This is a genomic window from Stenotrophomonas sp. FR010 (genome assembly GCF_047520755.2).
GTDB classification, from domain to species: domain Bacteria; phylum Pseudomonadota; class Gammaproteobacteria; order Xanthomonadales; family Xanthomonadaceae; genus Stenotrophomonas; species Stenotrophomonas sepilia.
The window spans coordinates 77,240-101,049 of sequence record NZ_JAXBQT020000003.1; the positions used below are offsets into that span (position 1 = coordinate 77,240).

Genomic DNA, 23,810 nt, shown 5'->3' on the forward strand with positions numbered 1-23,810 from the left:
GAACAGCTCCAAGGTACGCACGCGCGCACGGCGCCCGGTCAGGCGTCGTGCGGCAGATTCGACAGGAAAATCAGCGGACGATGGAGGCGCGCGGTGGCCCACGCGCGGCGTGTGCCGGCCAGCGCAGTGCCGGCAGTACCTGCTGTGACCACGGGAATACCAGCCGCGGCCGCCACAGCAGTGGCAACAGCAGCACCAGTACAGCCAGCCACGGCAGCAGGCGCATGGCCAGCACGCAGTATTCGCAGGCTTCGCCATGCATGGCGTGGGGATCGGCCGGTGGGGTCGGACTCCGTTGCCCGTGCAGAGGGCTCTGACCCACTGCGGCAGCGTCGTGGTGCATGTGCGCGTGGTCCATGCCTGCCATCGCCGCGTGGTCCATCGGCGGCGCCTGCAGCGCGCGGCTGACCAGTGGCGCAAGCACCATCAGCAGCGTCGCCAGGACGGCGAGCTGCAGCAGGAGGCGCTGCGGGCGGGACAGGCGGGTCACCCCGCTAGTGTAGAGGCGGGTCCAGGGTTGCCCGTGCGACGAACCGTCGCAGGCGTTTGCGACACCCCGTCGCGGGGGTGTTCGGCAGGGCTGCGCCCTGCACCTGCAGAGACCACGTCCACGGCAAGAGCCCAAGCAACAGCAAAAGCAAAAGCGGTTTCCTGTGGGTAGGCGGGGTGGGTCCGGTTGCGGGGGACGCCGTAAATACGTCCATGCAGGCTCGGCTCACGCCCCCGCAACCGGACCCACCCCGCCTTCGACAGTCTTCTGCGGTCTGTTGAAACGGCTCTTGGGGTCAGATCCGTTTTCCGCAGGAAAACGGATCTGACCCCAGATGCATTTCCATATCTGACAGATTTCATCCACGCATGGCGTGGATCTACCGTGTCGACCAAGGTCGACACCTACCAACAGCCATCGGAATCTGTCAGAGGCGGGGAGGTGTGGGCAGGCAGGACCGTTGGCGCCATGGATGGCGCCATCGAGCCCCCAGGGATGGGTTTACGGCGTGTCCTGCCTGCCCACACCGCCCCGCCGCCCCACGGAAGCCAGCAGTTGCTGTTGCTTCGGCTTTTGCCTTTGATTCGGCAGGTGCAGGGCTGCACGCCCTGCTCGACCCACCTCACACCGTGATGGTCTGGGTCAGCGACTCCCAGGTCGGTGGCACCGGCCACGCTGCGGCCTGGTTGCCATCCAGCACCCTGCGCAGGTCGCGCGGATCAATCTGTGGGGCCAGCACGTGCACCAGCTCCAGCGCGTAATCACGCAGCACGCGGTCGCGTGGCAACACCGCCCAGGCGATGCACTCGCTGATCGGATCCGGCGCCGGCCACGACCTCAGGTCTTCGTCATTGGAACTGACCGCCATCTCGGCCAGCAGGCCTACGCCCAGCCCCGTGCGCACGTAGGTCTTGATCAGGTCGGCATCGAGCGCGGTCAGCGCCAGGTCGGGCACCAGCCCATTGGTGGCGAAGGCACGTTGCAGGGATGAGTTCGGTCGGGTTGAGGATTCGTAGCTGATCAGCGGCTGGCGGGCCAGCGCGGCCAGGTCCGGTGCGCGGCCGGCGCGGTCCAACGGGTGGCCCTTGGGTACCACCACCAGGCGTCGCCAGCGGAACAGCGGCACTGCGATGCCATCGGTTGGCTCACCGCCTGCGGTGCTGATGATGGCGATATCGGCGTCACCCTGGTTCAAGCGGTCCAGCGCGTCGGTTTCACCGGCCTGCTGCAGGTGCACGCTGACCTGCGGATAGGCCTGCTTGATCGCCGCCACCGCCGGCGGCAGCACGAAGCGCGCCTGGGTGTGCGTGGTGGTCAGGATCAGCTGGCCCTGGCTTTCGCGCCGCTGGTTTGCCGCGTACGTACGGATGTTGTTGGCTTCGGCCAGCACCGCGCGGGCACGCGCGATGACTTCGGTTCCGGCCGGGGTAACCGACTCCAGGCTGCGCCCCTTGCGCACGAACAACAGGAAGCCGAGCTCGTCCTCCAGCTGCTTGAGCTGCTTGGAGAGGCCGGGCTGTGTGGCGTGCACGCGCGAGGCGGCCAGCGTGATGTTCAGCTCGGCGTCGGCAATGGCTACCAGGTAGCGCAGCTGGGTCAGCGTCATGGGCAGGCAGGCGGCATGGGGCGGACGTCCACTCTAGGGTCAATTGCCGTCACCAGCTTATAACCAAAGGTTGTTTAAGAAAGGTATCTGGTCATTTCCGGGCGTCATATGCCGGCGCTACGGTCAGCCGGCAGCCGCTGGCCTGAACGGCCAGCCCTCCCCCCTTCGCCCGCCGTAACCCGGCGCGGCCCCGTTTCCGGAGCGCTCCCATGGCCCTGTACGACTCCATCCTCGATACCGTCGGCAACACCCCCATCGTCAGGCTGCAGCGCCTGGCGCCGCCACAGGTTAGCGTCTACGCCAAGGTCGAGTCGTTCAACCCGGGCGGCTCGGTGAAGGACCGCCTGGCACTGGCGATCATCCTCGATGCCGAAGCACGTGGCCTGCTCAAGCCGGGTGACACGATCGTGGAGGCCACCTCGGGCAACACCGGCGTAGCACTGGCGATGGTCGCCGCCGCGCGCGGCTACAAGTTCGTGGCCACCATGGTCGAAACCTTCTCGGTCGAGCGCCGCAAGCTGATGCGTGCCTACGGCGCCAAGGTGATCCTGACCCCGGCCGCCGAGCGCGGCAGCGGCATGGTGCGCAGGGCGGCCGAGCTGGCCGAGCAGCACGGCTGGTTCCTGGCCAGCCAGTTCGCCAACCCGGCCAACCCGGCGTATCACCGCAACACCACCGCTGCCGAGATCCTGCGCGACTTCGCCGGCAAGCGGCTGGACTACTTCGTCAGCGGCTGGGGCACCGGCGGCACGCTCACTGGCGTAGGCGAAGTGCTGAAGGTGGCACGCCCGCAGACCCGCATCATCGCCACCGAACCGGCCGGCGCCGCCCTGCTGAAGGGGGATGACTGGAAGCCGCACAAGATCCAGGGCTGGACCCCGGACTTCGTGCCGGACGTGCTCAACCGCGACGTAGTGGATGAACTGGTCTCGGTCGAAGATGATCGCGCGATCGCCACCGCGCGTCGCCTGGCCGCCGAGGAAGGCATCTTCGTCGGCATCTCCGCCGGCGCCACCGTGGCCAGCGCGCTGGACATCGCTGCCCGCGCTGAACCGGGCTCGGTGATCCTTGCGATGCTGCCGGATACTGGTGAACGTTACTTCTCCACACCGCTGTTCGCCGATGTGAACGAAGGATCCGACGACGACTGGCTGGCCGGCCTGCCGTAACAGCTGGGGTCAGAGCCTTTTCCGTTCGGAAAAGGATCCGGCTCCTTCCCGCTTCAGCCTGCGTGAAGGCGTCGCCCGCCATCGTGCGCGAAGGCCGTTGGATCGCAGCGCGTGAGACGGTCATGACGCAGCATCGATGCCCTGTCCCCTACCGTGGGAACAGCCGGCGCAGATGCTGCGCGGATCACCTCACAGGCAGGAGACGGACGCATGAAGATCGAGGTTTGGCAGGGCGACATCACGACCCTGGCGGTGGATGCGATCGTCAACGCGGCCAATGAAACGCTGCTCGGTGGGGGCGGTGTCGACGGCGCGATCCATCGTGCGGCCGGGCCCGCCTTGCGGGCCGAATGCGAGCAGTTGCCGGAGCTGCGCCCGGGCGTGCGTTGCCCGACGGGTGAAGTGCGCGCCACCGGTGCCCATGCGTTGCCGGCGCGCCATGTACTGCACACGGTGGGCCCGGTCTGGCACGACGGGCAGCGCGATGAACCGGCGTTGCTGGCCAACTGCTACTGGAAGTCACTGCAGCTGGCTGAATCACTGGGCGTGCACTCCATCGCCTTCCCGGCGATCAGCTGCGGCGTGTATGGCTACCCGTTGTACCAGGCCGCGCAGATCGCTGTCACCGAAACACTGGCCTGGCAGCGCAGCCATGCGCAACCGATGCGCATCGTGCTGGTGGCGTTCAATACCGCAACGGCCAAGGCCTACCAGCAGGCGTTGAGCGCCGCCGGGCAAAGTGCTGACAGCAAACCGCGTGGGACGCTGCTGCCGCCGCTGGGTCATGCGGGCCTTGCCGCCGCGCACTGAATCCGGCGGTCAGCGTCAAGGAAAAGGCCGGGCATTGCCCGGCCTTTCCTGTAGCACCGTTGTCCACACTCCCACCGAGTGTGGAACACGTTCAACGGCTGGCAGCTTCCACCGCGGCGGCATCATCGGCCACAGCAGCGGCGGCGTCGGCAGCAGCACTTGCCGCCGAGGCCGCAGCCTCGTCGGCGCTGGCGCCGTCCACCTGCACGCGTACTTCCACCATGCCCGCGCCATTGCTCAGGCTGGACACCTCGACGGTGTAATGACCAGCCGGCAACGCTTCTTCCAGGCGTGCGTTGGTATCGTTGCCACCGTCATCGTCGGTCAGTTCGACATCGCCGCCAACCACGCGCAGCACGGTATCGAGCTGGCCGGAGATCGCATCCAACCGCACATTGGTCGGACGGTCCAACGTCAGCAGGAAGCGGCGGACGCCATCGTTGTCGAGCATCGTGTACACGCTGCCGGACTTCGGCAATGCGGTGCCATCGCGATCGACCAGGTTGCCCGGCAGCTCGATGCGATTGGCCGACAAGGTGAACATGCCACTGACGCCGTCGCCGAGGCCGCGCGCGGTCAGCGTGTACTTGCCCGGCTTCAGTGACAGGGTCAGGCGCGAGTTGATGCTGTCGCCGCCGTCGTCATTCTCGGCATCCACGCCCTGCCCGGAAAGCTTCAGCACCGGGTCGAAGGCATCCGAGACCAGCCGGATCTCGTACAGGCCCGCCTTGTCCACCTGCAAGGTGTAGTCCTGCGAATTGCTGGCCAGCATATCGACGATCTCGCCACTGCCCACCAGCGGCTTGCCGTCATATGGCTTCAGCTTCTCGGCGCGAAGGCGATAAGGGCCGAACGCGGTCGGGCCATCGGCGTTGACTGCCACCTGGTAGGTACCACTGCCGTTGGCGCGGAAAGCCAGCGAGACGTCCCCCTCGCGCTCATAGCCGGTGTTGCTGGTGGATACCAGGCTGCCATTGTTGAACACCGCAATCGAGCCGCTGAGGGCACCAGTAAGCTTCAGGCCGACCAGCTCCCTGTCTTCCAGCTTGATCTGGTAGAGCTGGTGATGGCTGCCGTCGTTGAAGTTGATGCCGCTGCGCGAGGTGATCTCGCCGGAGACCGGCTTGTCGAAATCGAGCGACGCGGCCTTGCCCGCATCCGCGCCGCCGCCGATGCGGTTGCACCCGCCGGCGACCAGGACCGTGGCTACGGCCAGTGTGATTGCTGCCAAACGCATGTTGTTTCTCCTTGGCCTTCCATGTGGTTCCCACGCACCGGCCAGGCGCATGGGGGCGGAAAAGATACCCGCAAAAGCAAACGCCGGCGTGATGCCGGCGCTGCCTTGTTCATCCAGCGATGGGACGGATCAACCGTTCCACTTGCCCAGCGCCGCCAGGCCGTTGTCCCTGGCGCGCTCGTACACGGTCTTCTGGGCAGCAGCGTAGTTGCCCTTCATGTCCTTGGCCCACAGCTTCAGCGCGGCCTGCTGCATGGCGCGGCCGTAGGAGAAGCTCAGCGGCCACGGCAGGTTGCCCAGCTGGTTCATCGCGTTCAGGTGCTCGGTGGACTGCTCGTCGCTCTGGCCACCGGACAGGAACACCACGCCCGGCAGGATCGCCGGCACGGTGCTCTTCAGGCACATCACGGTCGACTCGGCCACTTCCTCGACATCGGCCTGCTCTTCACAGTCCTTGCCGGAGATGACCATCGACGCCTTCAGGATGGTGCCTTCCAGCAGCACGTTCTGCTGGTACAGGGCGTCGAACAGCGAACGCAGGGTGGCTTCGGTGACTTCGTAGCAGGTCTCGATGTCATGATCGCCGTCCATGATCACTTCCGGCTCGACCATCGGCACCAGGCCGCATTCCTGGCACAGCGCTGCATAGCGGGCCAGCGCATGGGCGTTGGATTCGATGCAGGTACCCGACGGGATGCTCTCGCCGATGTTGATGACTGCACGCCACTTGGCGAAGCGCGCGCCCAGCTTGTAGTACTCCTGCAGGCGCTCACGCAGGCCATCGAGGCCTTCGGTCACCAGCTCGCCCGGGCAGCCGGCCAGCGGGTGCGCACCCTTGTCCACCTTGATGCCCGGAATCATGCCGTGGTCGGCCATGTACTTGGCGAACGGCACGCCGTCCTTGGTCGACTGGCGGATGGTTTCGTCAAACAGGATGGCTCCGGAAATGTGCTCGTTGAGCTTCGGCGTGGTCAGCAGCAGCTCGCGGTAGGCGCGACGGTTCTCCTCGGTGTTCTCGATACCGACGCCGGCGAAACGCTTGGCGATGGTAGCGGTGGATTCGTCGATCGCGATGATGCCCTTGCCCGGGGCGACCATGGCCTGGGCGGTTTCAGCCAGCTGTTCGATGCTCATGTATTTCCTGTGGCGGGTGCGGGAAAAACACAAGTATAGCCCCGCGGCCCGTTGCCTCGCCGTGGAGGACAGGATGGAAACGCTTCCAATGTTCGCACCGGACACGCGGTGTCCTGCCGTCGGGGGTCAGGGCCCCTGCGGGGATCCGACCCCGGGGTCGGATCCGCAACGCGGCGCCGGCCCCAGGGCAGCACTACTTACAGGTCGCCCAGGCCGATGGCGCGGCCGTCCTCACCCACTTCCAGCAGGCGCAGGGTATTGGTGGCACCGTGGGTTTCCATGTGCTCGCCACTGGTGAACACGACGCGATCACCGGCTTGCAGCAGTTCCGATTCCACCAGCAGGCGGATGCTGCCGCGCGCGGCTTCGCGCGGGGTCAGGCCGCGGCTGTCGAAGTTGATCGGGAACACATCGCGCATCAGCGCCATCTGGCGGCGCGCGCCGTCATGGCGGGTCACCGCGAACACCGGCGCCTTGGCGCGGAAACGCGACAGGTAACGTGCGGTGCCACCGGATTCGGTCATCGCCACGATCGCGCGCACGCCCACGTGCTGCGACAGGAACATGGTGGCCATGGCAATCGCCTGGTCGGCACGTTCCAGGTTGCGCGGCGACGCGTTGAAGTCGGTCTCGGTCTGGAACTGGCGCTCGGCCCCCAGGCAGATGCGTGCCATCGCCTCCACGGCCTTGACCGGGTAGGCGCCAGCGGCAGTTTCCGCCGACAGCATCACTGCGTCGGTGCCGTCGATGACCGAGTTGGCCACGTCCAGTACTTCGGCGCGGGTCGGGATCGGGCTTTCCACCATCGACTGCAGCATCTGCGTGGCGGTGATCACCACCTTGTTCTGCGCCAGCGAGGCCTTGATGATCTTCTTCTGCAGGCCCGGCAGCTCGGCATCGCCGATTTCCACGCCCAGGTCGCCACGGGCGACCATCACCACGTCGCTGGCCTCGACGATTTCTTCCAGGTTCTCGATTGCCTCGGTGCGCTCGATCTTCGACACCAGCGCGGCATCACAGCCGTGCGAACGGGCGATGTCGCGCGCATCGTTCATGTCCTGCGCATTGCGGCAGAACGACACGGCGATGAAGTCCACGCCGATCTTGGCAACGATGCCGATCAGCTCCTTGTCGCGCTCGGTCAGCGCACCCAGCGAGAGGCCGCCGCCCTGCTTGTTCAGGCCCTTGCGGTCGGACAACACACCATCGTTGAGCACGGTGTTGACGATACGGTCGCCCTGCACTTCCACCACCTGCAACTGCATCAGGCCGTCGTCGAGCAGCAGCACATCACCCGGGCCGACGTCCTGCGGCAGGCCAAGGTAGCTCACGCCCACCTCGCTGGCAGTGCCCGGGCCGGCGTTCTCGCTGGCGATCAGGTCGAAGCGGTCGCCCGCCTTCAGCTGCACCTTGCCTTCAGCGAAGCGCTCGATGCGGATCTTCGGGCCCGGCAGGTCGGCCAGGATGCCCACTTCCACGCCCACGCGGGCCGCAGCGGCACGCACTTCGGCGGCACGCTTGGCCTGGCCGGACGGATCGCCATGGCTGAAGTTCAGGCGCACCACGTTGACGCCGGCGCGGAACAGATCCTCCAGCACGCCCGGCGGGTCAGTGGCCGGACCGAGGGTGGCAAGGATCTTGGTGCGACGCTGACGCTCGAACATGGTGGATGGGCCTCTCCCGGTAAAGAACGGAAATTAGCACATCCTTCACGCCGCATGTATACGGTTACAGCCTTGTGCCGCCTGACTTCGCGGGTCATGGAGCGGGCATCGTCCGGACATACGCTGGCGCAGGGGGGCGGTTCTGTGGGGCCGAGCATGGGCTCGGCTCTACAGGAAGCTAGGCCAGCAGCGTTTCCAGCTGCGCCGGCTCACGTGCCAGCTGACTGGCACCGGCTTCCGTCAATTCCGCCTCTCCGCCAAAGCCCCACAGCACGCCGACACTGCGCAGGCCATGGTGGCGCGCGCCTTCGATGTCCATGCGCCGGTCGCCGATCATCCAGCACCGTGCCGGCTGCACCTGCAGCCGGCGCAGTGCCTCGCCGACCAGTTCCGGCTTGTGGCTGCGCGAGCCATCCAGGGTTGAACCGACGATCTCCTCGAACAGCCCACCGAACGGCAGGTGGGCGAGGATGCGGCGCGCGTGCGGCTCGTTCTTGGCGGTGACCACCGCCAGCAGGTGTCCACGGCCATGCAGCGTGCGCAGCGTGCCTTCCACCTGCGGGTACACCGTGTGCTCGCGCCAGCCTTCGACGTCGAAGCGCTCCCGGTAGTAGCCCACGGCCTGTTCCACCCGCGCCGGTTCGACGAACAACGGCGCGAAGGTGGTGCGCAGCGACGGACCGATCCAGCCCAGCAGGGTTTCCCGCGGCGGCACCGGATGGTCCATCTTCTGCAGCGCATAGGCGATGCAGGCGGTGATGCCCACCTGCGAATCGATCAGCGTGCCGTCGAGATCGAAGAACAGCACATCCTTGCCGCGCTCGGCACTCATGCGCCGCGCGCGTCGAGTGCGGCGACAGCCGGCAGGGTCTTGCCTTCCAGGAATTCCAGGAACGCGCCGCCACCGGTGGAGATGTAGCTGACGTCCTTGGCGATATCGAACTTGTCGACCGCCGCCAGGGTGTCGCCACCGCCGGCGATGGAGAACGCCTTCGAGCTGGCGATCGCGCGGGCCAGCGCTTCGGTGCCCTTGCTGAAGGCTTCGAACTCGAACACGCCGACCGGGCCGTTCCAGACCACGGTGCCGGCCTTCTCGATCAGCTGCGCGTACTGCGCGGCGGTCTGCGGGCCGATGTCCAGGATCAGGTCGTCTTCGGCAACGGCATCGACCGCCTTCACTTCCGCGGCAGCGTCGGGCAGGAACTGCTTGGCGGTGACCACGTCCACCGGCAGCGGAATGTCGGCGCCGCGCGCCTTGGCATCGGCCACGATCTTCTTCGCGGTATCCAGCAGGTCCGGCTCGTACAGGGACTTGCCGACGTTGTAGCCAGCTGCGGCGATGAAGGTGTTGGCGATGCCGCCACCGACGATCAGCTGGTCGACCTTGCCAACCAGATTGGCCAGCAACTCCAGCTTGGTGCTGACCTTGCTGCCGGCGACGATGGCCAGCAGCGGCTTGGCCGGTGCATCCAGTGCCTGCGCCAGCGCGTCCAGCTCGGCCATCAGCAGCGGGCCACCGGCCGCGACCGGTGCGAAGCGGATGACACCATGGGTGGAGGCCTGCGCACGGTGCGCGGTACCGAAGGCATCCATCACGAACACGTCGCACAGGGCGGCGTACTTCTTCGACAGGGCCTCGTCGTCCTTGCCCTCGCCGACGTTCATGCGGCAGTTTTCCAGCAGCACCAGCTGGCCCGGCTGCACGTCGACGCCGTCGACCCAGTCGCGCACCAGTGGAACTTCGCGGCCCAGCAGCTCGGACAGGCGCTGGGCGACCGGTGCCAGCGAATCGGCCTCGCTCCACACGCCTTCCTTCGGGCGCCCCAGGTGCGAGGTGACCATCACCGCCGCGCCCTGCTCCAGCGCGCGCTTGAGCGTCGGCAGCGAAGCGGTGATGCGCTGTTCGGAGGTGATGCGGCCATTCTCGATCGGCACGTTCAGATCCTGGCGGATCAGCACGCGCTTGCCGGAGAGGTCGAGGTCGGTCATGCGGACAATGGACATGGGCAACTCTTTGGCTCGGGGACGGGATGCCGGTCTGCGGCAGACGGCCATTGTATCGGGTGCGGCTGGTGGGAGGGCCGATGCCTGCGGCAGGCAGAGGCGCAGGGCAAATGCAACAGCAACGGCAACGGCCAAAGCGCTGGCGCTTCGTGGTGCTGTGAGTGGGCCGGGGTGGTGTGGGCTGGCAGGGGACGCCGTGAATCCATCCCTGGAGGCTTGGCAGCCGCATCCATGCGGCTGACACCCCTGCCAGCCCACACCGCCCCGGCCTCGACAGGCACCTGAGGTGATGCAGATGGCAAAGGCAAAAGCGGTTTCTGGTGTCGGAGAAAAATGTAGAGCCGAGCCCATGCTCGGCTGGGTCTATCGCGAACAGCAGCCGAGCATGGGCTCGGCTCTACAAAGAGCGCCCTGCCAAGCAGCTTTTGCTCTTCTTTTTTTCTTTCCGTGGGTGGACGCAGACGGAAATTGTCAGAGGCCGGGCGGGGTGGGTTCGCGGGGGTGTCAGCTGCATGGATGCGGCTGCCAAGCCGACAAGGACGTACTTGCGGCGTCCCCCGCGAACCCGCCCCGCCCGGCCAAGCGCTGCTTTTGCTTTTGCTTTACGCGACCAACCGCCCACCCACGAGGGGCTGCGCCGTTCGCTGGAACCTATTCCGAAGGCGCAGGCTTCTGCCGAAGCAGGCTGAGCGCCAGGCCACCCACCACCAGTACGCCCAGGCCCAGCAACGCCCACAGCAACCACGATTTCCAATCGCGCTGCGGCTTCAGCGCCGCATCGCCGGCCAGCGGCTCCGGGCTGCCTTCCAGGCGCGCCAGTGTTGGCTGCCACGAAGGATCGTTGCGCTGCCGCAGTTCCTCGATCAGCACCCCGATCGGCGCGTCCGTGCGGCGCGCGGTCGCGCTGCCCACCGCCAGTGCGTAGGGCGCCGCACCCTGGCTCAGGAACACCAGCACTTCCGGCTGGTAGCCCAGGCGCAGTGTCGGCGCGGTGGCGGTTTCCGCCGGATTCGCCACCAGTTTCCAGTAGCGGTCGCGGTGCACCCCGCCCAGCGGCTGTGCCGCCGACTGCTGGCGCTGGCCCTGCGTGCCCTGCTGCACCTGATAGGCGATCCACGGCGCGCTGCGACGTTGCCATTCCGCACTCTCGTCATCGCGGCTGAACAGCGTCCATTGCACGAGGCTGTTATCGGTGCTGGCCACATCGGCACGCGCCACCGGGAACCGGCCATCCATCTCGAAGGTGTACTCGCCCTTGCCAGACGACGTCGGCTCCAGCGACAGCCATTCCCAGGGCAGCGTGGCCGGTGCTGGCGGCAGTTCCGCCAGTACGCCGCGCAGGGTCGGCAGGCGCGAGTCGCCCTGCGCCAGGATGCGCAGGTAGCGTGCAGCGCCGTCCACCTGCAGGCGGCGCTGCAGCAGGCGCTTGCCGGCGCGCTGCAGATCCACCAGCGGCACGTCGCGGCCAATCGATCGCCAGTGCTGCAGGTCGTCACTGGCATCCAGCTGCACCTGCGCCTGCAGCGGCTGGCCGCTGTCGGTCCAGTCCAGCACCAGTGCCGCCAGCGGCTGCTGGTCGAGCATGCTGGCGTCGATCAGCCAGCCGCCCTGCCCGCTCGCCGCTGCCCCGCCACCCACCCGCGCTTCGACCCGGCGCACGCGCCCATCGGTATCGCGCTCGGTCAGCAGCTGCAGGTCGTTGCGCTGGGCATCGGCCAGCGGCGGCAGCACGAACCACGGCAGTTCACGCTGCACCGGCGACTGCGCCAGCGGCTGGTCCGGCGCCAGCAGTGCCGACGGCAACAACTGGCTGGCCGCGTTGAACACCTGCAGATCGCTGAGATCGGCGGTTACGGCACGGCGGTAGATCGCCGGCTCCAGCACGATACGGTAGGCACCGGACTGCGCACTGGACAATGTAAGCGGCCATTGCTCGGCATACTGCGTGCGGTAATCAGCCGCCTGTACCACGACGGCGGCCAGCATGCCGAACATCGCCGGCAGCAGCGCCCTGCTCCACTTCCTCATTGCGTTTCCTCCACGGTCGGCGCCGCGCTTGGCGGTGCCGGTGCCAGATAACCCACGACCGTGCACAGCAGGCCGTAGGCGATGAACGATGCGATGCCCAGCAGGTTGCCCAGGTGCTGGCGATCGACAATAACCAGCTTGGCCAGCACCACGCCCATCAGCACGGCACCGACCATCCACAACACACGCTGGCTGCGACGCGAACCCCACACCCAGGCAATCACACCCAGCACGCTCCACAACACGGTCAGGCTGGTCTGCGCCAGGCTGAAGCGCATCATCGACGCATTCCACGCCAGTCCACCCCATTGGTGTACGCCATGCAGCACCAGGCTGGTCAACGCGAGGAAGGCCGCCAGTGCCAGCAGCGGCATGCGGATGTTCAGCAATGCCTGCGGTGCCTCACTGCCGTACAGCCAGCGCGCCAGCAGCAGCAGGCTCAGCCACTGGCCGATCTCCGCCGGATTCAGCACCGGCAGCCACAGCAGCGGCGCGGCGTCGCCCGGCAGCAGCTGGCCCAACAGCCAGCCGATCGCCAGCAGGCCGAACAGCACGCACTGCAGCGGGACGCGCACGCTGTCGAAGGCCGCGCCCAGCGGCCAGCGCAATGCGTTCCAGCGCCACAGCGACAGCGCCGCCATCAGCAGCCACGGCAAAGTCACCAGCAGGGTCGTCCAACCCTGCGCCAGGCCGGCCTCGCCACCACCCCACAAGGCCAGCAGCGAAAGCAGCGACGGCCACAGCAGCCACCACAGGAACTGCGCGATGCGGGCCACGGTATCGCCGCCCTGGCGCAGGCACAGCAGGGTCCGCACGCCCAGCACCGCGAACACCGCCCAGGCCAGCGCGCCATGACCAGCGAACGGCTGGTGGTGTGCATCGCTCTGCATCAGGGCCAGTGGGAAGCCCAGCGCGAGCATGGCCAGCGCAGTAACGCCCAGCGCACGCGCCGGCTGGCGACGCTGCGCTTCGGCCGCCAGCCAGGCAGTGACCGCGGCCAGCACCAGCAACGCGTCCACTTCGGTGCGATACGGGAAGAAGCGGGTGATCTCATGGACCAGGCCGCCCAGCCACCACAGCAGGCCCCACAGGTAATACACCAGTGCGACCTCATGACGCGGCCTGCGCTGGTAGCTCCACGCCGACGCGAAGCCGGCCAGGGCCAGCAGCAGCGCGCCAATGGCGGTGGGGTTGATCAGGAAGCGCAGGTCTTCGTGCCAGTGATCGCCACCGGCAACGAAGGCGAATGCGGCGCCGATCTGCAGCAACGCGCCGGAGACCTGCGGCAGCCAGCGCTTCTGGCGCAGCCCCAACCACGCCAGGCCAGCACCTTCCAGTGCAAACACGGCGCCGGTGGCGCGCGCCGACAATGCCAGCGGCACCGCCAGCGTGGCAAACCCCACCGCGAGCACCGCATGCGACTGCGCCAGCATGGTGTACGACGCACGTGCGATCAGCGCCCGGGCCAATACCGCGTAGATCGCCGCCAGGCCCAGCGCGCACAGTGCCAGCGTCATCGGTTGCGCGTGCAGCATGCCTGCCTGCAGCGAGAACGCGACCAGCGGCGTGCCGAACACCAGGCTGCCATCGATCAGGTCACGGCGGCCGGCCGGCTGGCGACGCGCGTACAGCAGCGGTATCAGCAGGTAGAACACGAAGAACAGCGCCAGGAAGGGCTCGGTGCTGCTGAACTTGTCCGGCGCGTACTGCAGCACGCCCCAGAAGGTGCCAATGCCGAAGGTGAAGGCGAAGCCCAGCAGGTTCAGCGCGCGCCACGGGCGGAACCACGCGATGGCGAAGATGCCCGCGTTGAGCACGGCGTAATAGCTGAACAGCCCCACGTGGTTGCCACTGCCGGTGGACAGCCACAGCGGTGCCATGAAGCCGGCCAGGATGCCCAGTACGGCCAGCGTGCGCGAGTTCTGCACCACCGCCAGCACGCACAGCCCGGCCACCAGTGCGATCGAACTGGCAAAGGCAAAGGCCGGCGGAATCAGGTCGAAGCGCTTGAACGCCGCGAAGATGGTCAGCAGCAGTACGCCGATGGCACCGCCCTGCAGCGCCAGCGCAAACAGCCGCCGGCGTTCACGCTGGTGCCAACCGAAGGCCAGCAGGCCCAGCGCAGCCACGGTGATGCCGGCAAGGCGCAGTTCGATCGGCAGCACCAGCCAGCCCTGGTCGCTGACGTACTTCAGCAGCGCTGCGACACCGGCCAGCAGCACCAGCATGCCGATCTTGACCGGCACGTTGCCTTCGGTGAACCAGCGTTTGACCGCACCGATGCCACGCTCGATGACGTTGGGCAGTGCCGGTTCGGAAGGCAGCGGCGGCTGCACCGGCACCGGCGGCACCGGCGGCACCGGCGGTGGCGCAGCAGGACGGGGGACAGGCATCCCGGTGGGCGTTGCTTCGCGCACCGGTGGCTGCGGGGGCTGAGGCGCAGCAGCGGCGGCCGGCCGCAGGAACGGTGGATCGGCGCTGGCAGCAGGTGCGGCCACAGGCCGTTCAGGCGCGGGTGCGGTGGCGGCCGGCCTGACGGCGGCCGGCGCGGCGGCCATCGCGCTTTCCAGCGCAGCGACGCGGCGGCGCAGGCCGGCAATCATCACCAGCGCGACCACCAGCAACAGCGGGATGGCCAGAAGAACCAGTACGACCAGGGCTATCAGTGCTTCCATTGCGTGCTTCCAATGCGATCCCGCGCCCCAGCGGCGGCGGTCGACCGCCCCATGCTACGACAGGGTGGGTCCCATAAACGACGAACCCCGGCCAGGCCGGGGTCCGTCTGCGATCTACACCGGCCTTACTTGGCGGCGATGACCTTGGCCATTTCCAGGCACTTGTTGGAGTAGCCCCACTCGTTGTCGTACCAGGTCACCAGCTTGACGAAGGTGCCGTCCAGGGCGATGCCGGCGTCGGCATCGAACACCGAGGTGCAGGTCTCGCCGCGGAAATCGGTGGCCACCACCTTGTCTTCGGTGTAGCCCAGGATGCCCTTCAGCGCGCCTTCGCTCTGTGCCTTCACTTCAGCGCAGATCTCGGCGTAGGTGGCTTCCTTCTCCAGCTCGACGGTCAGGTCGACCACCGACACGTCCGAGGTCGGGACGCGGAAGCTCATGCCGGTCAGCTTCTTGTTCAGTTCCGGGATGACCACGCCGACGGCCTTGGCCGCACCGGTGGACGAGGGAATGATGTTTTCCAGGATGCCACGGCCGCCGCGCCAGTCCTTGTTGGACGGGCCATCGACGGTCTTCTGGGTGGCGGTGGCCGCATGCACGGTGGTCATCAGGCCGCGCTTGATGCCCCACTTGTCATTGATGACCTTGGCCAGCGGAGCCAGGCAGTTGGTGGTGCACGACGCGTTGGAGATGATTGCCTGGCCAGCATAGGTCTTGTCGTTCACGCCGAACACGAACATCGGCGTGTCGTCCTTCGACGGGGCCGACATGATGACCTTCCTGGCGCCGGCATCGATGTGCTTCTGCGCGGTTTCCTTGGTCAGGAACAGGCCGGTGGCTTCCAGCACCACGTCGGCGCCGACTTCGTCCCACTTCAGGTTGGCCGGGTCGCGTTCCTGGGTCAGGCGGATCTTCTTGCCGTTGACCAGCAGGTCGTTGCCCTGCACCGCTACGTCGGCCTTGAAGCGGCCGTGCACGGAGTCGTACTTGAGCATGTAGGCCAGGTAATCCGGCTCCAGCAGATCGTTGATGGCCACGATTTCGATGTCGTCGCCGAAGTTCAGCACCGCCGAGCGCAGGACGTTACGCCCGATGCGACCGAAACCGTTGATACCAACCTTGATTGCCATTTCTCAAGCTCCTGCAGCCGCGACGGGTGCGGCGGGATGGATAGGGCCCACAAGTCTAGCAGGCCGTGGCTGGCCACCGTGGGCCAGGCCGGGCCGCCAGCAGGTCGGCGGACAGGATTTGATCCGGATCAAAGCGTTAGCGCGGCGTGAGGCCGAGACTGTCGCCATCCACCCAGCAACGAGAACACCCCCATGCGCAAGACCTCCCCCCTGATCGTGGCCAGCCTGGCCGCCGCCCTGTCGCTCGCCGCCGCCCCGGCCATGGCCCAGTCCAAGGGCGACTGGACCGTTTCGGCCGGCGTGCATCAGGTGGCGCCGAAGTCGAACAACGGCTGGCTGGCCGGCGGCACCCTGAAGGTCGACGTCGACAACGACGTCAAGCCGACCATCACCGGCGAGTACTTCATCGCCGACAACCTGGGCATCGAAGTGCTGGCCGCACTGCCGTTCAAGCACGACATCAACATCAACGGCCTGGGCCGCGTCGGCAGCACCAAGCAGCTGCCGCCGGTGGTGACCCTGCAGTACCACTTCAACAGCAAGGGCAAGGTGTCGCCGTTCGTCGGTGCAGGTGTGAACTACACCACCTTCTTCAGCGAAGACACCACCGGTGCATTGGCCGGCAGCAAGCTGAAGCTGCAGGATTCGTGGGGCCTGGCCGCGCATGCGGGCATCGACTTCGCGATCGGCGAGAAGGGTGCCCTGCGCGTGGACATGCGCTGGATCGACATCGACAGCAAGGTGAAGTTGAACGGCGAGAAGATCGGCACGGTCAATATCGATCCGCTGGTCTACGGCGCTTCGTACGTCTTCAAGTTCTAAAGCGGTGTGTTGAGTGCGGGGGGCTTCGCCCCCCCGCTCCCCCGCTACATGCAAAAACCCTCGCAGCATGTTGCCCCGGTGATTGCCGGGGCTTTTTTGTTTGTGCGAGAAGCACCGGCTTCTGGAATTGGGCGGAGAGGGTGAGGTGATCGGGACACGCCGCAAATACGTCCCTGTAGGCTCGATCGCCGCATCCATGCGGCGAACGGTCCCGCTCACCTCACCCTCTCCACCCTTCCCATCTGCGCGCGCGTACCAGCTCAAGCAAAAGCAGCAACAACGCCCGGTCATTCGAAGCGTAATGGTTGCCTGCAACTGCAGGAGGCCGATTCTGATCCCGCATTTGTTTTTGATCCTGCCCTTGACGTTTCCATCTGCCTCCGCGGCCATGTTTGGAGGGGAGCGCAGCGGGAGGGGCGGCGGGACCGTTGGTGCCATGGATGGCGCCATCGAGCCTCCAGGGACGGATTCACGGCGTGTCCCGCCGCCCCTCCCGCTGCGCTCCCACTTCGGAACAGGAACGCGCCGCTCTTCAATCCACCTACCCCGCTAGAATATGTGCATGAAAGCCCTGCACTCCCTGTTCCTCGCCGCCGCCCTGGCGCCGGCCCTGCTGTCCGTCTCCGCCCCCGCCCATGCCTGGGGCGCGCAAGGCCACCGCCTGGTTGCCGAAGTCGCCGACGCCCGCCTCAACCCCACCGCCCGCGCCGAAGTGGACCGCCTGCTGGCCACCGAAGCGGACGCCACCCTGGCCAGCATCGCGCCGTGGGCCGACCAGCTGCGCGCCAAGGACCCCAGCCTGGGCCGTCGTTCGGCCGGCTGGCACTACGTCAACATCGCCGAAGACGACTGCCACTACGAAGCACCGAAGCACTGCAAAAACGGCAACTGCATCGTCGAGGCCCTGAAAGCACAGAGCGCCATCCTGGGCGACCGCAGCCTGACCGATGGCGAGCGCCTGCAGGCACTGAAGTTCGTCGTGCACCTGGTCGGCGACATCCACCAGCCGATGCATGCCGGTTACGCCCATGACAAGGGCGGCAACGATTTCCAGCTGCAGTTCGGCAACCGCGGCACCAACCTGCACTCGCTGTGGGACAGCGGCATGCTCAACACCCGCAAGCTCGACGACACCGGCTATCTGCCCGTGCTGCAGGGCCTGCGCGCGCCGAAGCTGGCGCGCCAGTCCAACCCGCAGCGTGATCCGCAGGCCTGGGCCGAGGCCAGCTGCCGCATCTCCATGCAAGCTGGCGTTTATCCGGCGTCGCATAAAATCGGTGACGAATACACCGAGCGCTACCGGCCGCTGGCCGAAGCGCAGCTGCGACTGGCCGGTGAAAACCTGGCGCAGTTGCTGAATCGCGTGCTAGGCACGCGCTGAGGAGAATTCCGATGCCGGTCCAGGTGCAGTCGTTCTTCCACCGTGACAGCAATACCTTCAGCTACCTGGTCAGCGATCCGGCCAGCAGTGAGGCGGCGCTGATCGACCCGGTCCTGGACTACGACCCGGACACCGACGCCAGCAGCGAATCACCGCTGCGCGGGGCATTGCAGGCCATCGAACAGCAGGACCTTCAGCTGCGCTGGCTGCTGGAAACCCATGCCCATGCGGACCATGTGTCGGCCGGGCGCCGGCTCAAGCAGCGCTTCCCGCACGCCACGCTGGCCATCGGTGAAGGCATCCGCGCGGTGCAGGCCACGTTCGCGCCGCGCTATGGCCTGCAGCTTCCGGCCGCCGATGAGATCTTCGATCACCTGTTCAGCGACGGCGAAACCTTTGCCATTGGCGAGCTGCAAGGACAGGTGATCGCCGTGCCCGGCCACACCAGCGACAGCATCGCCTACCTGATCGGCGATGCGCTGTTCACCGGTGACTCGCTGTTCATGCCCGACGGCGGCACCGCACGCTGCGATTTCCCGGGTGGCGATGCCGCGCAGCTGTATCGCTCGATCCAGCGCCTGCTGGCGCTGCCCGATACCACCCGGGTTTTCGTCTGCCACGACTACGGCCCGGGCGGGCGTGATTTCGCCAACGAAACCACCATCGGCGAACAGCGCGCGCACAACATCCACGTGCATGACGGCGTGGCCGAGGCGGAGTTCGTCAGCGTACGCCAGGCCCGCGATGCTACGCTGGAAGAACCGAAGCTGATGCAACCGGCGGTGAAGGCCAACATCCAGGGCGGGGCCTGACGTACGCCGGGCAGAGCCCGGCGCCATCGGTTTCCATCACGGACCGCGAGCGTTCATTTTCCCTGCGTGCGCACCACATGCTGGCCCTTCACGATCTCGAAGGTGAAGGCGTACTGCAGGGTGACCGCCACCGGCTCGACCCGTTCGGCGCCCCGGCAGTCACCGCGGTCGGCAGGCACCTTGCCAGCCGCGAAGTGGCAGACCGCTGCGGACGAGTACTTCCACATCGCCACGGCCTCCTGCGCAGCCTGCAGCAGGGGCGCATTCTCGCCCGCAGCACCTGCCGCGCACTCCGGGCGATCGGTCAATGGCAGGCTGCGCTCGACGACGCCGTTGGCATCAACCACCACCTGCAGGCAGATCGTGGTCGGCGCCAGTTCCGCACGCGGGTCACGATCGCCGACCTCCGGGGCCGGTGCCGCGTACAACTGCGGCATCCGGTAGCCCTCGGTCGCACCCAGCGAATATGCCTGCAACTGCCCACTGCCACCGCCCGCCTGCGGCTGCAGTCGCTGGTGGCCGACATTCTCGCTGCGGGTGTGCACGGTGGCCAGCCGTTCCTGGCTCGCACACCCCATCATCAGCGCCGCCACCACGAGCAGCGGCGCGGACTTCACTGGGCGTCCTCGCTGTTGTCCATCGCAAAGGTGATGGGAATCTTCACTGCGCCTGCCACCGGCTTGCCGTTCTTCATCGCCGGCCGATAGGTCCAGCTGCGCGCTGCGGTGATCGACACCGCGTCGAACACGCCCGGATTGGTGGCACTGAGCACCCTGACATCGGTGGGTTGGCCGCTGGCGTCCACTTCCACGCGCAGGTTCACCACGCCCACCTGGCGCTCCTCGACCGCGGATTTCGGATAGGAAGGCGGTGGCATCTTGACGACCTGGATCTCCCGATCCATGACCGCCGCTGCCGGGCGGCCAGCCATCGCATCGCCCTGGCTGGCCCACGCTACTGCGCCCATTCCCAGGCACAACCCGACGACCAGCACCTGCCCCGATACCCACGGCAATGCCTTCCGCTTGGACTGCTTCAACATGGCGATACGCTCCTTCAACACGGGTTGGCTGCGCCAATGGCAGACCGCTGGCGCAACCGGGTGGACCAGCTGCGCCTTCAGCAGCGTGCTGGCGTAAAGCCCGCGCAGCGCAGGCTGCGGGGCGATGGTGCGGGCATCGCAGGCCAGTTCCTGGTCGCGCAGGAAGCAGCGTGCAGCCCAGAGCACCAGCGGGTGGAACCAGAACACCGCACGCATAAGCAGCAACGCACCATTGGCCCAGTGATCGCCATTGCGGCGGTGGCTGCGCTCGTGCTGCAGGATCAGCCCCTGTTCCTGTGCGCTGAACTGTTGATCGAAGTCCGGGCCAACCACGATTCGCGGCCGCCACAGGCCAACCAGTGCTGGCAGGCCTGGGTCACCACTGGCCTGCCAGCTGCCATCGGCGCGCGGCTTCAGCGGGCCCATGCGCCGTTCGAAACGACGCTGTGCGCGCAGGTCGCGCAGCAGGCAGATGCCCATGCCCAGCGCCCATGCCAGCAGCAACAGCGGTGCCCATGGCAGCGACGGCCCTGCCAGTTCGTCCACGGCCCCTGGCTCGACTTTCAGCAGCACTGTCGGCACGTGCTGCAACAGCGCAGCCTGCGGCAACGGCAGCAGCAAGGTCACCAGCAGCATCGGCAACAACCACCAGCTGCGATAAGCCAGTCCAGCGCCCCCCATCCACACCAGCAGCGGTCGCAGCACGGCCAGCAGGATCACCCCCATGGCCAGCCACACGCTGGCCTGCCACAGTCCACCGAGCAGCTCAGTCATGGTCCAGCTCCTGGATCAGCTTCTTCAGTTCGGCGATGTCCTGTGCGCTCAACTGGCCGCGTTCGCTGAAGTGCGCGACCAGCGGCGCCACGCGCCCTTCGAAGACACGGCCGATGAAGTCCTGGCTCTGCGCCTCCACCCACACCTGGCGCTGCAACAGCGGGCGATACAGATAGCGCCGGCCATCGCGCTCGGCGGCGATCGCGCCCTTGGTCAGCAGGCGGTTGAGCAGGGTCTTGATGGTCGGCTCGGCCCAGTCGCGGTGAGCCAGCGCAGCCACCACATCATCGGCGCTGCGCGGTGCCTGCTGCCACAGCACCTCCATCACAACGGCTTCGGCTTCGCTGATCGGGATCATTGTTTACATCCGTAATCGATAATCTGATTACGCGCGTAATCGAACCTCCTGTCAAGCCCCTCGACTCCGGATTCATCGGCTTTGCGCCAGCATCGAGCACTCCCGGCCGAGGCTTCGGATGAAAGCGCTTCCCAAGAAGGAATTCCCGGTCGAGCAGGCCCGACGCTTCCTCGAACCCGGCCCGATCGTGCTGGTCAGCACCGCCTGGCGCGGCCAGCGCAACCTGATGACGATGGGCTGGCACATGGTGATGGGCTTCTCGCCGTCGCTGGTCGCCACCTACCTGTGGAATGAAAACCACAGCCATGCACTGGCCGTCGGCAGTGGCGAGTGCGTGATCAACGTACCCGGCGTGGAACTGCTCGATACCGTGGTGGACATCGGCAACTGCAGCGGCCGCGAGGTCGACAAGTTCGCCCGTTTCGGGCTCGATGCGCTGCCCGCGCGCGAGGTCGGTGCGCCGCTGGTCGGGCAATGCCACTCGAACTTCGAATGCCGGTTGTACGACGACAGCCAGGTGGCGTCGAGCAACCTGTTCATCTGGGAGATCGTGCGCGCCCATGTTGCGTCCCGGCCGAAACTGCCGCGCACGGTGCATTACCGCGGCGACGGGCAGTTCATGGTGTCCGGCGTGGAAGTCTCGCGTCGACGGCGGTTCAAGCCCGACATGCTGTAATGCCCGCACTCCCCCGCACGCAGGACCGCCACGCATGACCGAACACCTCACCGACCTGGACGCCGCCGTCGACTGGTTGTTAGCGCGCGTGGACGGGCCGCTGCGGATCGGGGCACCGCTGGCGCTGGGCAAGCCACATCGGCTGCTCAACGCCCTGTATGCGCGCGTCGAGCACGATCCCTCACGGCCGCTGCAGCTGTATACCGCGCTGTCGTTGAATCCGCCGAAGGCGCGTGGCAACGGCCTGGAGGCACGCTTCCTGGCGCCGTTTGCGCAGCGCCACTTCGGCGACGATTTCCCGCGCCTGGCCTATGCCGATGCGATCGCGCGCGACGCGTTGCCAGCGCACGTGCAGGTGGAAGAGTTCTACATGCAGTCCGGCGCCCTACTCGGGTCGCGGCAGGCGCAATCCAGCTATACCAGCCTGAACTACACCCACGCCGCCGATGCGGTCGCTCAGCGCGCACCGCAGGTGATCGTGCAGAAGGTGGCGATGCGGCCGAATGACCGCCGGCTTTCGCTGTCGTGCAACAACGACATCACCCAGGACACGCTCGATGCGATGACCGCGCGCGGCCTGCCGCGCCCGTTGCTGATCGCCGAGATCGATCCGCAGCTGCCCTACTTGGCCGGCTCGGCGACGGTCGATGTGTCGTTCTTCGATCTGGTGATCACCCCACCGCCACCGTACCCGGCGCTGTTCGGGCTGCCGCGGCAGCCGGTCGGCGATGCCGACTACGCCATCGGCCTGTATGCCAGCACCCTGGTGCGCGACGGCGGCACCCTGCAGATCGGCATCGGCACGCTGGCCGACGCGCTCAGCCATGCGCTGGTGCTGCGCCACACCGACAACGCGCGCTACCGCCGCGTGCTGCATGCACTTGATCCGCAGCTGGCCAGCCACCCGCTGGTGCAGGAGATCGGCGGCGTGGACCCGTTCGAAGTGGGACTGTACGGCTGCAGCGAGATGCTCAACGAGGGCTTCCGCAGGCTGGTGCAGACCGGGGTGATCAAGCGCAAGGTGCACGACGACCTGGCGCTGATGCAACGCATCGAAAATGGCAGCACGCTGTCCATCGACCATGCCACCCTGGCCGCCGAAGGCGAGTACCTGCACGGTGCGTTCTACCTGGGCTCACCGGAGTTCTACGAGTGGCTGCGCACGCTGCCGGAAGACGAATGCCGTGCGATCGGCATGCGCCGCATCAGCGAGATCAACCAGCTGTATGGCGGTAACGAGGCACTGGAGCGCCTGCAGCGCCGCCATGCGCGCTTCTTCAATTCCTGCATGATGGCTACCGCGCTCGGCGCGGCGGTATCGGACGCGCTGGACGATGGACGCGTGGTGTCCGGCGTGGGCGGCCAGTACAACTTCGTGGCGATGGCACATGCCCTGCCGGAAGCGCGCAGCGTGCTGATGTTCCGTGCCGCACGCGATGACAAGGGCCACCGGGAATCGAACGTGCGCTGGAACTACGGCCACACCACCATCCCGCGCCACCTGCGCGACATTTACCTCAACGAATACGGCATCGCCGATCTGCGCGGCCTGACCGACGAAGACTGCGTGCGTGCGATGACCGCGATCACCGAAGCGCCCTTCCAGGGCGATCTGCTGCAGCAGGCACAGGCCTCGCGCAAGCTGCTGGCGGCGTCCCAGCCCGACCCGCAGCGCCAGCAGCGCAACACGCCGCAGGCACTGGCCGCGGCACTGGCCCCATTCCGTGCCGATGGCAGCCTGCCGGACTACCCGCTGGGCAGCGATTTCAACGAGATCGAGCAGGTGCTGGTCAAAGCGCTGGCGTGGCTGAAGGCCAACACGCAGACCCGCAGCGACAAGCTGCGCACCGTCTGGGCAGCGCTGCGGCAACCGGCCGGCGACGGCGATGCGGTGTACCTGCAGCGCATGGGCCTGCAGGCACCGAAAGATTTCGCCGAACGCCTGGACGCGCGGCTGCTGCGCCTGGCACTGGCACGCACCGCCTGAAAAAAGGGTAC

General features: G+C 66.9%; 20 protein-coding genes. 7 read left to right on the forward strand and 13 right to left on the reverse strand.

Annotated features, from left to right (window positions below):
• Positions 1-70: 70 nt before the first annotated feature.
• Positions 71-490, reverse strand: a complete 420-nt coding sequence (locus ACM0PK_RS04005) for a DUF2946 family protein (RefSeq protein ID WP_005418850.1) — start codon at positions 488-490, stop codon at positions 71-73.
• Positions 491-1,112: 622 nt separating this feature from the next.
• Positions 1,113-2,096 carry a LysR family transcriptional regulator gene (locus ACM0PK_RS04010; protein ID WP_061479313.1) on the reverse strand — a complete coding sequence of 328 codons (984 nt, stop codon included), beginning with the start codon at positions 2,094-2,096 and terminating at the stop codon, positions 1,113-1,115.
• Between the two features lie 209 nt (positions 2,097-2,305).
• Between ACM0PK_RS04010 and cysK the strand changes: the two genes are divergently transcribed.
• Entirely contained in the window at positions 2,306-3,265 is a 960-nt protein-coding gene (gene cysK, locus ACM0PK_RS04015) for a cysteine synthase A (protein ID WP_061479314.1), read from the forward strand.
• A 210-nt stretch (positions 3,266-3,475) separates the two neighbouring features.
• A complete protein-coding gene (locus tag ACM0PK_RS04020; protein WP_414607389.1) occupies positions 3,476-4,075 on the forward strand; it encodes an O-acetyl-ADP-ribose deacetylase in 600 nt (199 codons plus the stop codon).
• A 91-nt stretch (positions 4,076-4,166) separates the two neighbouring features.
• Here the strand turns inward: ACM0PK_RS04020 and ACM0PK_RS04025 are convergent, their stop codons facing one another.
• The 8 genes from ACM0PK_RS04025 to gap form a co-directional block, all read right to left on the reverse strand.
• Entirely contained in the window at positions 4,167-5,312 is a 1,146-nt protein-coding gene (locus ACM0PK_RS04025) for a ribosomal L7Ae/L30e/S12e/Gadd45 family protein (protein ID WP_072168482.1), read from the reverse strand.
• Between the two features lie 129 nt (positions 5,313-5,441).
• Positions 5,442-6,446: a class I fructose-bisphosphate aldolase gene (locus tag ACM0PK_RS04030; RefSeq protein WP_019660018.1), complete on the reverse strand. Its 1,005-nt coding sequence runs from the start codon at positions 6,444-6,446 to the stop codon at positions 5,442-5,444.
• Between the two features lie 197 nt (positions 6,447-6,643).
• Entirely contained in the window at positions 6,644-8,110 is a 1,467-nt protein-coding gene (pyk, locus tag ACM0PK_RS04035; RefSeq protein WP_005418863.1) for a pyruvate kinase, read from the reverse strand.
• 178 nt (positions 8,111-8,288) lie between these two features.
• Complete coding sequence (locus ACM0PK_RS04040; protein WP_414607390.1) at positions 8,289-8,942, reverse strand: HAD hydrolase-like protein; 654 nt, start codon at positions 8,940-8,942, stop codon at positions 8,289-8,291.
• On the reverse strand, positions 8,939-10,114 hold the full coding sequence (locus ACM0PK_RS04045; RefSeq protein ID WP_072168480.1) for a phosphoglycerate kinase: 1,176 nt from the start codon (positions 10,112-10,114) through the stop codon (positions 8,939-8,941). The genes ACM0PK_RS04040 and ACM0PK_RS04045 overlap by 4 nt, the downstream gene beginning before the upstream one ends.
• 651 nt (positions 10,115-10,765) lie before the next feature.
• Positions 10,766-12,142, reverse strand: a complete 1,377-nt coding sequence (locus tag ACM0PK_RS04050) for a DUF3999 domain-containing protein (RefSeq protein WP_180884824.1) — start codon at positions 12,140-12,142, stop codon at positions 10,766-10,768.
• Positions 12,139-14,817: a DUF2339 domain-containing protein gene (locus ACM0PK_RS04055; RefSeq protein ID WP_414607391.1), complete on the reverse strand. Its 2,679-nt coding sequence runs from the start codon at positions 14,815-14,817 to the stop codon at positions 12,139-12,141. The genes ACM0PK_RS04050 and ACM0PK_RS04055 overlap by 4 nt, the downstream gene beginning before the upstream one ends.
• A 125-nt stretch (positions 14,818-14,942) precedes the next feature.
• Positions 14,943-15,947, reverse strand: coding sequence for a type I glyceraldehyde-3-phosphate dehydrogenase (gene gap / locus ACM0PK_RS04060; protein ID WP_005418885.1), 1,005 nt, complete (start codon positions 15,945-15,947; stop codon positions 14,943-14,945).
• 192 nt (positions 15,948-16,139) lie between these two features.
• Between gap and ACM0PK_RS04065 the strand changes: the two genes are divergently transcribed.
• From ACM0PK_RS04065 to ACM0PK_RS04075, 3 genes are all read left to right on the forward strand, one after another.
• Positions 16,140-16,769, forward strand: a complete 630-nt coding sequence (locus ACM0PK_RS04065) for an OmpW/AlkL family protein (RefSeq protein ID WP_049410595.1) — start codon at positions 16,140-16,142, stop codon at positions 16,767-16,769.
• A gap of 562 nt (positions 16,770-17,331) precedes the next feature.
• On the forward strand, positions 17,332-18,150 hold the full coding sequence (locus tag ACM0PK_RS04070) for a S1/P1 nuclease (protein ID WP_262221985.1): 819 nt from the start codon (positions 17,332-17,334) through the stop codon (positions 18,148-18,150).
• Positions 18,151-18,161: 11 nt separating this feature from the next.
• Entirely contained in the window at positions 18,162-18,962 is an 801-nt protein-coding gene (locus ACM0PK_RS04075; RefSeq protein ID WP_065179072.1) for an MBL fold metallo-hydrolase, read from the forward strand.
• A 53-nt stretch (positions 18,963-19,015) separates the two neighbouring features.
• Here the strand turns inward: ACM0PK_RS04075 and ACM0PK_RS04080 are convergent, their stop codons facing one another.
• From ACM0PK_RS04080 to ACM0PK_RS04090, 3 genes are read right to left on the reverse strand one after another with little or no spacing between them, the layout of a single operon-like run.
• Positions 19,016-19,579 (reverse strand): hypothetical protein, encoded by a 564-nt coding sequence (locus tag ACM0PK_RS04080; RefSeq protein WP_072168476.1) that lies wholly within the window; start codon positions 19,577-19,579, stop codon positions 19,016-19,018.
• A complete protein-coding gene (locus ACM0PK_RS04085; protein WP_069139290.1) occupies positions 19,576-20,778 on the reverse strand; it encodes a M56 family metallopeptidase in 1,203 nt (400 codons plus the stop codon). The genes ACM0PK_RS04080 and ACM0PK_RS04085 overlap by 4 nt, the downstream gene beginning before the upstream one ends.
• Positions 20,771-21,136 (reverse strand): BlaI/MecI/CopY family transcriptional regulator, encoded by a 366-nt coding sequence (locus ACM0PK_RS04090; protein ID WP_414607392.1) that lies wholly within the window; start codon positions 21,134-21,136, stop codon positions 20,771-20,773. Before ACM0PK_RS04090 ends, ACM0PK_RS04085 begins: the two co-directional genes overlap by 8 nt.
• A gap of 118 nt (positions 21,137-21,254) precedes the next feature.
• Between ACM0PK_RS04090 and ACM0PK_RS04095 the strand changes: the two genes are divergently transcribed.
• Both ACM0PK_RS04095 and ACM0PK_RS04100 read left to right on the forward strand, forming a co-directional pair.
• Positions 21,255-21,812 (forward strand): flavin reductase family protein, encoded by a 558-nt coding sequence (locus ACM0PK_RS04095; protein ID WP_065179076.1) that lies wholly within the window; start codon positions 21,255-21,257, stop codon positions 21,810-21,812.
• A gap of 34 nt (positions 21,813-21,846) precedes the next feature.
• Positions 21,847-23,799 carry an acetyl-CoA hydrolase/transferase C-terminal domain-containing protein gene (locus ACM0PK_RS04100; RefSeq protein WP_414607393.1) on the forward strand — a complete coding sequence of 651 codons (1,953 nt, stop codon included), beginning with the start codon at positions 21,847-21,849 and terminating at the stop codon, positions 23,797-23,799.
• The last annotated feature ends 11 nt before the right edge of the window (positions 23,800-23,810 follow it).

What these genes read in the sequence shown, in the direction of transcription:
- cysK (WP_061479314.1), top strand. Translation starts at nt 2,306, where the DNA reads ATGGCCCTGTACGACTCCATCCTCGATACCGTCGGCAACACCCCCATC.
- pyk (WP_005418863.1), bottom strand. Translation starts at nt 8,110, where the DNA reads ATGTTCGAGCGTCAGCGTCGCACCAAGATCCTTGCCACCCTCGGTCCG.
- ACM0PK_RS04095 (WP_065179076.1), top strand. Translation starts at nt 21,255, where the DNA reads ATGAAAGCGCTTCCCAAGAAGGAATTCCCGGTCGAGCAGGCCCGACGC.
- ACM0PK_RS04100 (WP_414607393.1), top strand. Translation starts at nt 21,847, where the DNA reads ATGACCGAACACCTCACCGACCTGGACGCCGCCGTCGACTGGTTGTTA.
- ACM0PK_RS04045 (WP_072168480.1), bottom strand. Translation starts at nt 10,114, where the DNA reads ATGTCCATTGTCCGCATGACCGACCTCGACCTCTCCGGCAAGCGCGTG.
- ACM0PK_RS04020 (WP_414607389.1), top strand. Translation starts at nt 3,476, where the DNA reads ATGAAGATCGAGGTTTGGCAGGGCGACATCACGACCCTGGCGGTGGAT.
- ACM0PK_RS04090 (WP_414607392.1), bottom strand. Translation starts at nt 21,136, where the DNA reads ATGATCCCGATCAGCGAAGCCGAAGCCGTTGTGATGGAGGTGCTGTGG.
- ACM0PK_RS04010 (WP_061479313.1), bottom strand. Translation starts at nt 2,096, where the DNA reads ATGACGCTGACCCAGCTGCGCTACCTGGTAGCCATTGCCGACGCCGAG.
- ACM0PK_RS04055 (WP_414607391.1), bottom strand. Translation starts at nt 14,817, where the DNA reads ATGGAAGCACTGATAGCCCTGGTCGTACTGGTTCTTCTGGCCATCCCG.
- gap (WP_005418885.1), bottom strand. Translation starts at nt 15,947, where the DNA reads ATGGCAATCAAGGTTGGTATCAACGGTTTCGGTCGCATCGGGCGTAAC.
- ACM0PK_RS04030 (WP_019660018.1), bottom strand. Translation starts at nt 6,446, where the DNA reads ATGAGCATCGAACAGCTGGCTGAAACCGCCCAGGCCATGGTCGCCCCG.
- ACM0PK_RS04050 (WP_180884824.1), bottom strand. Translation starts at nt 12,142, where the DNA reads ATGAGGAAGTGGAGCAGGGCGCTGCTGCCGGCGATGTTCGGCATGCTG.
- ACM0PK_RS04070 (WP_262221985.1), top strand. Translation starts at nt 17,332, where the DNA reads ATGAAAGCCCTGCACTCCCTGTTCCTCGCCGCCGCCCTGGCGCCGGCC.
- ACM0PK_RS04040 (WP_414607390.1), bottom strand. Translation starts at nt 8,942, where the DNA reads ATGAGTGCCGAGCGCGGCAAGGATGTGCTGTTCTTCGATCTCGACGGC.
- ACM0PK_RS04075 (WP_065179072.1), top strand. Translation starts at nt 18,162, where the DNA reads ATGCCGGTCCAGGTGCAGTCGTTCTTCCACCGTGACAGCAATACCTTC.
- ACM0PK_RS04025 (WP_072168482.1), bottom strand. Translation starts at nt 5,312, where the DNA reads ATGCGTTTGGCAGCAATCACACTGGCCGTAGCCACGGTCCTGGTCGCC.
- ACM0PK_RS04065 (WP_049410595.1), top strand. Translation starts at nt 16,140, where the DNA reads ATGCGCAAGACCTCCCCCCTGATCGTGGCCAGCCTGGCCGCCGCCCTG.
- ACM0PK_RS04085 (WP_069139290.1), bottom strand. Translation starts at nt 20,778, where the DNA reads ATGACTGAGCTGCTCGGTGGACTGTGGCAGGCCAGCGTGTGGCTGGCC.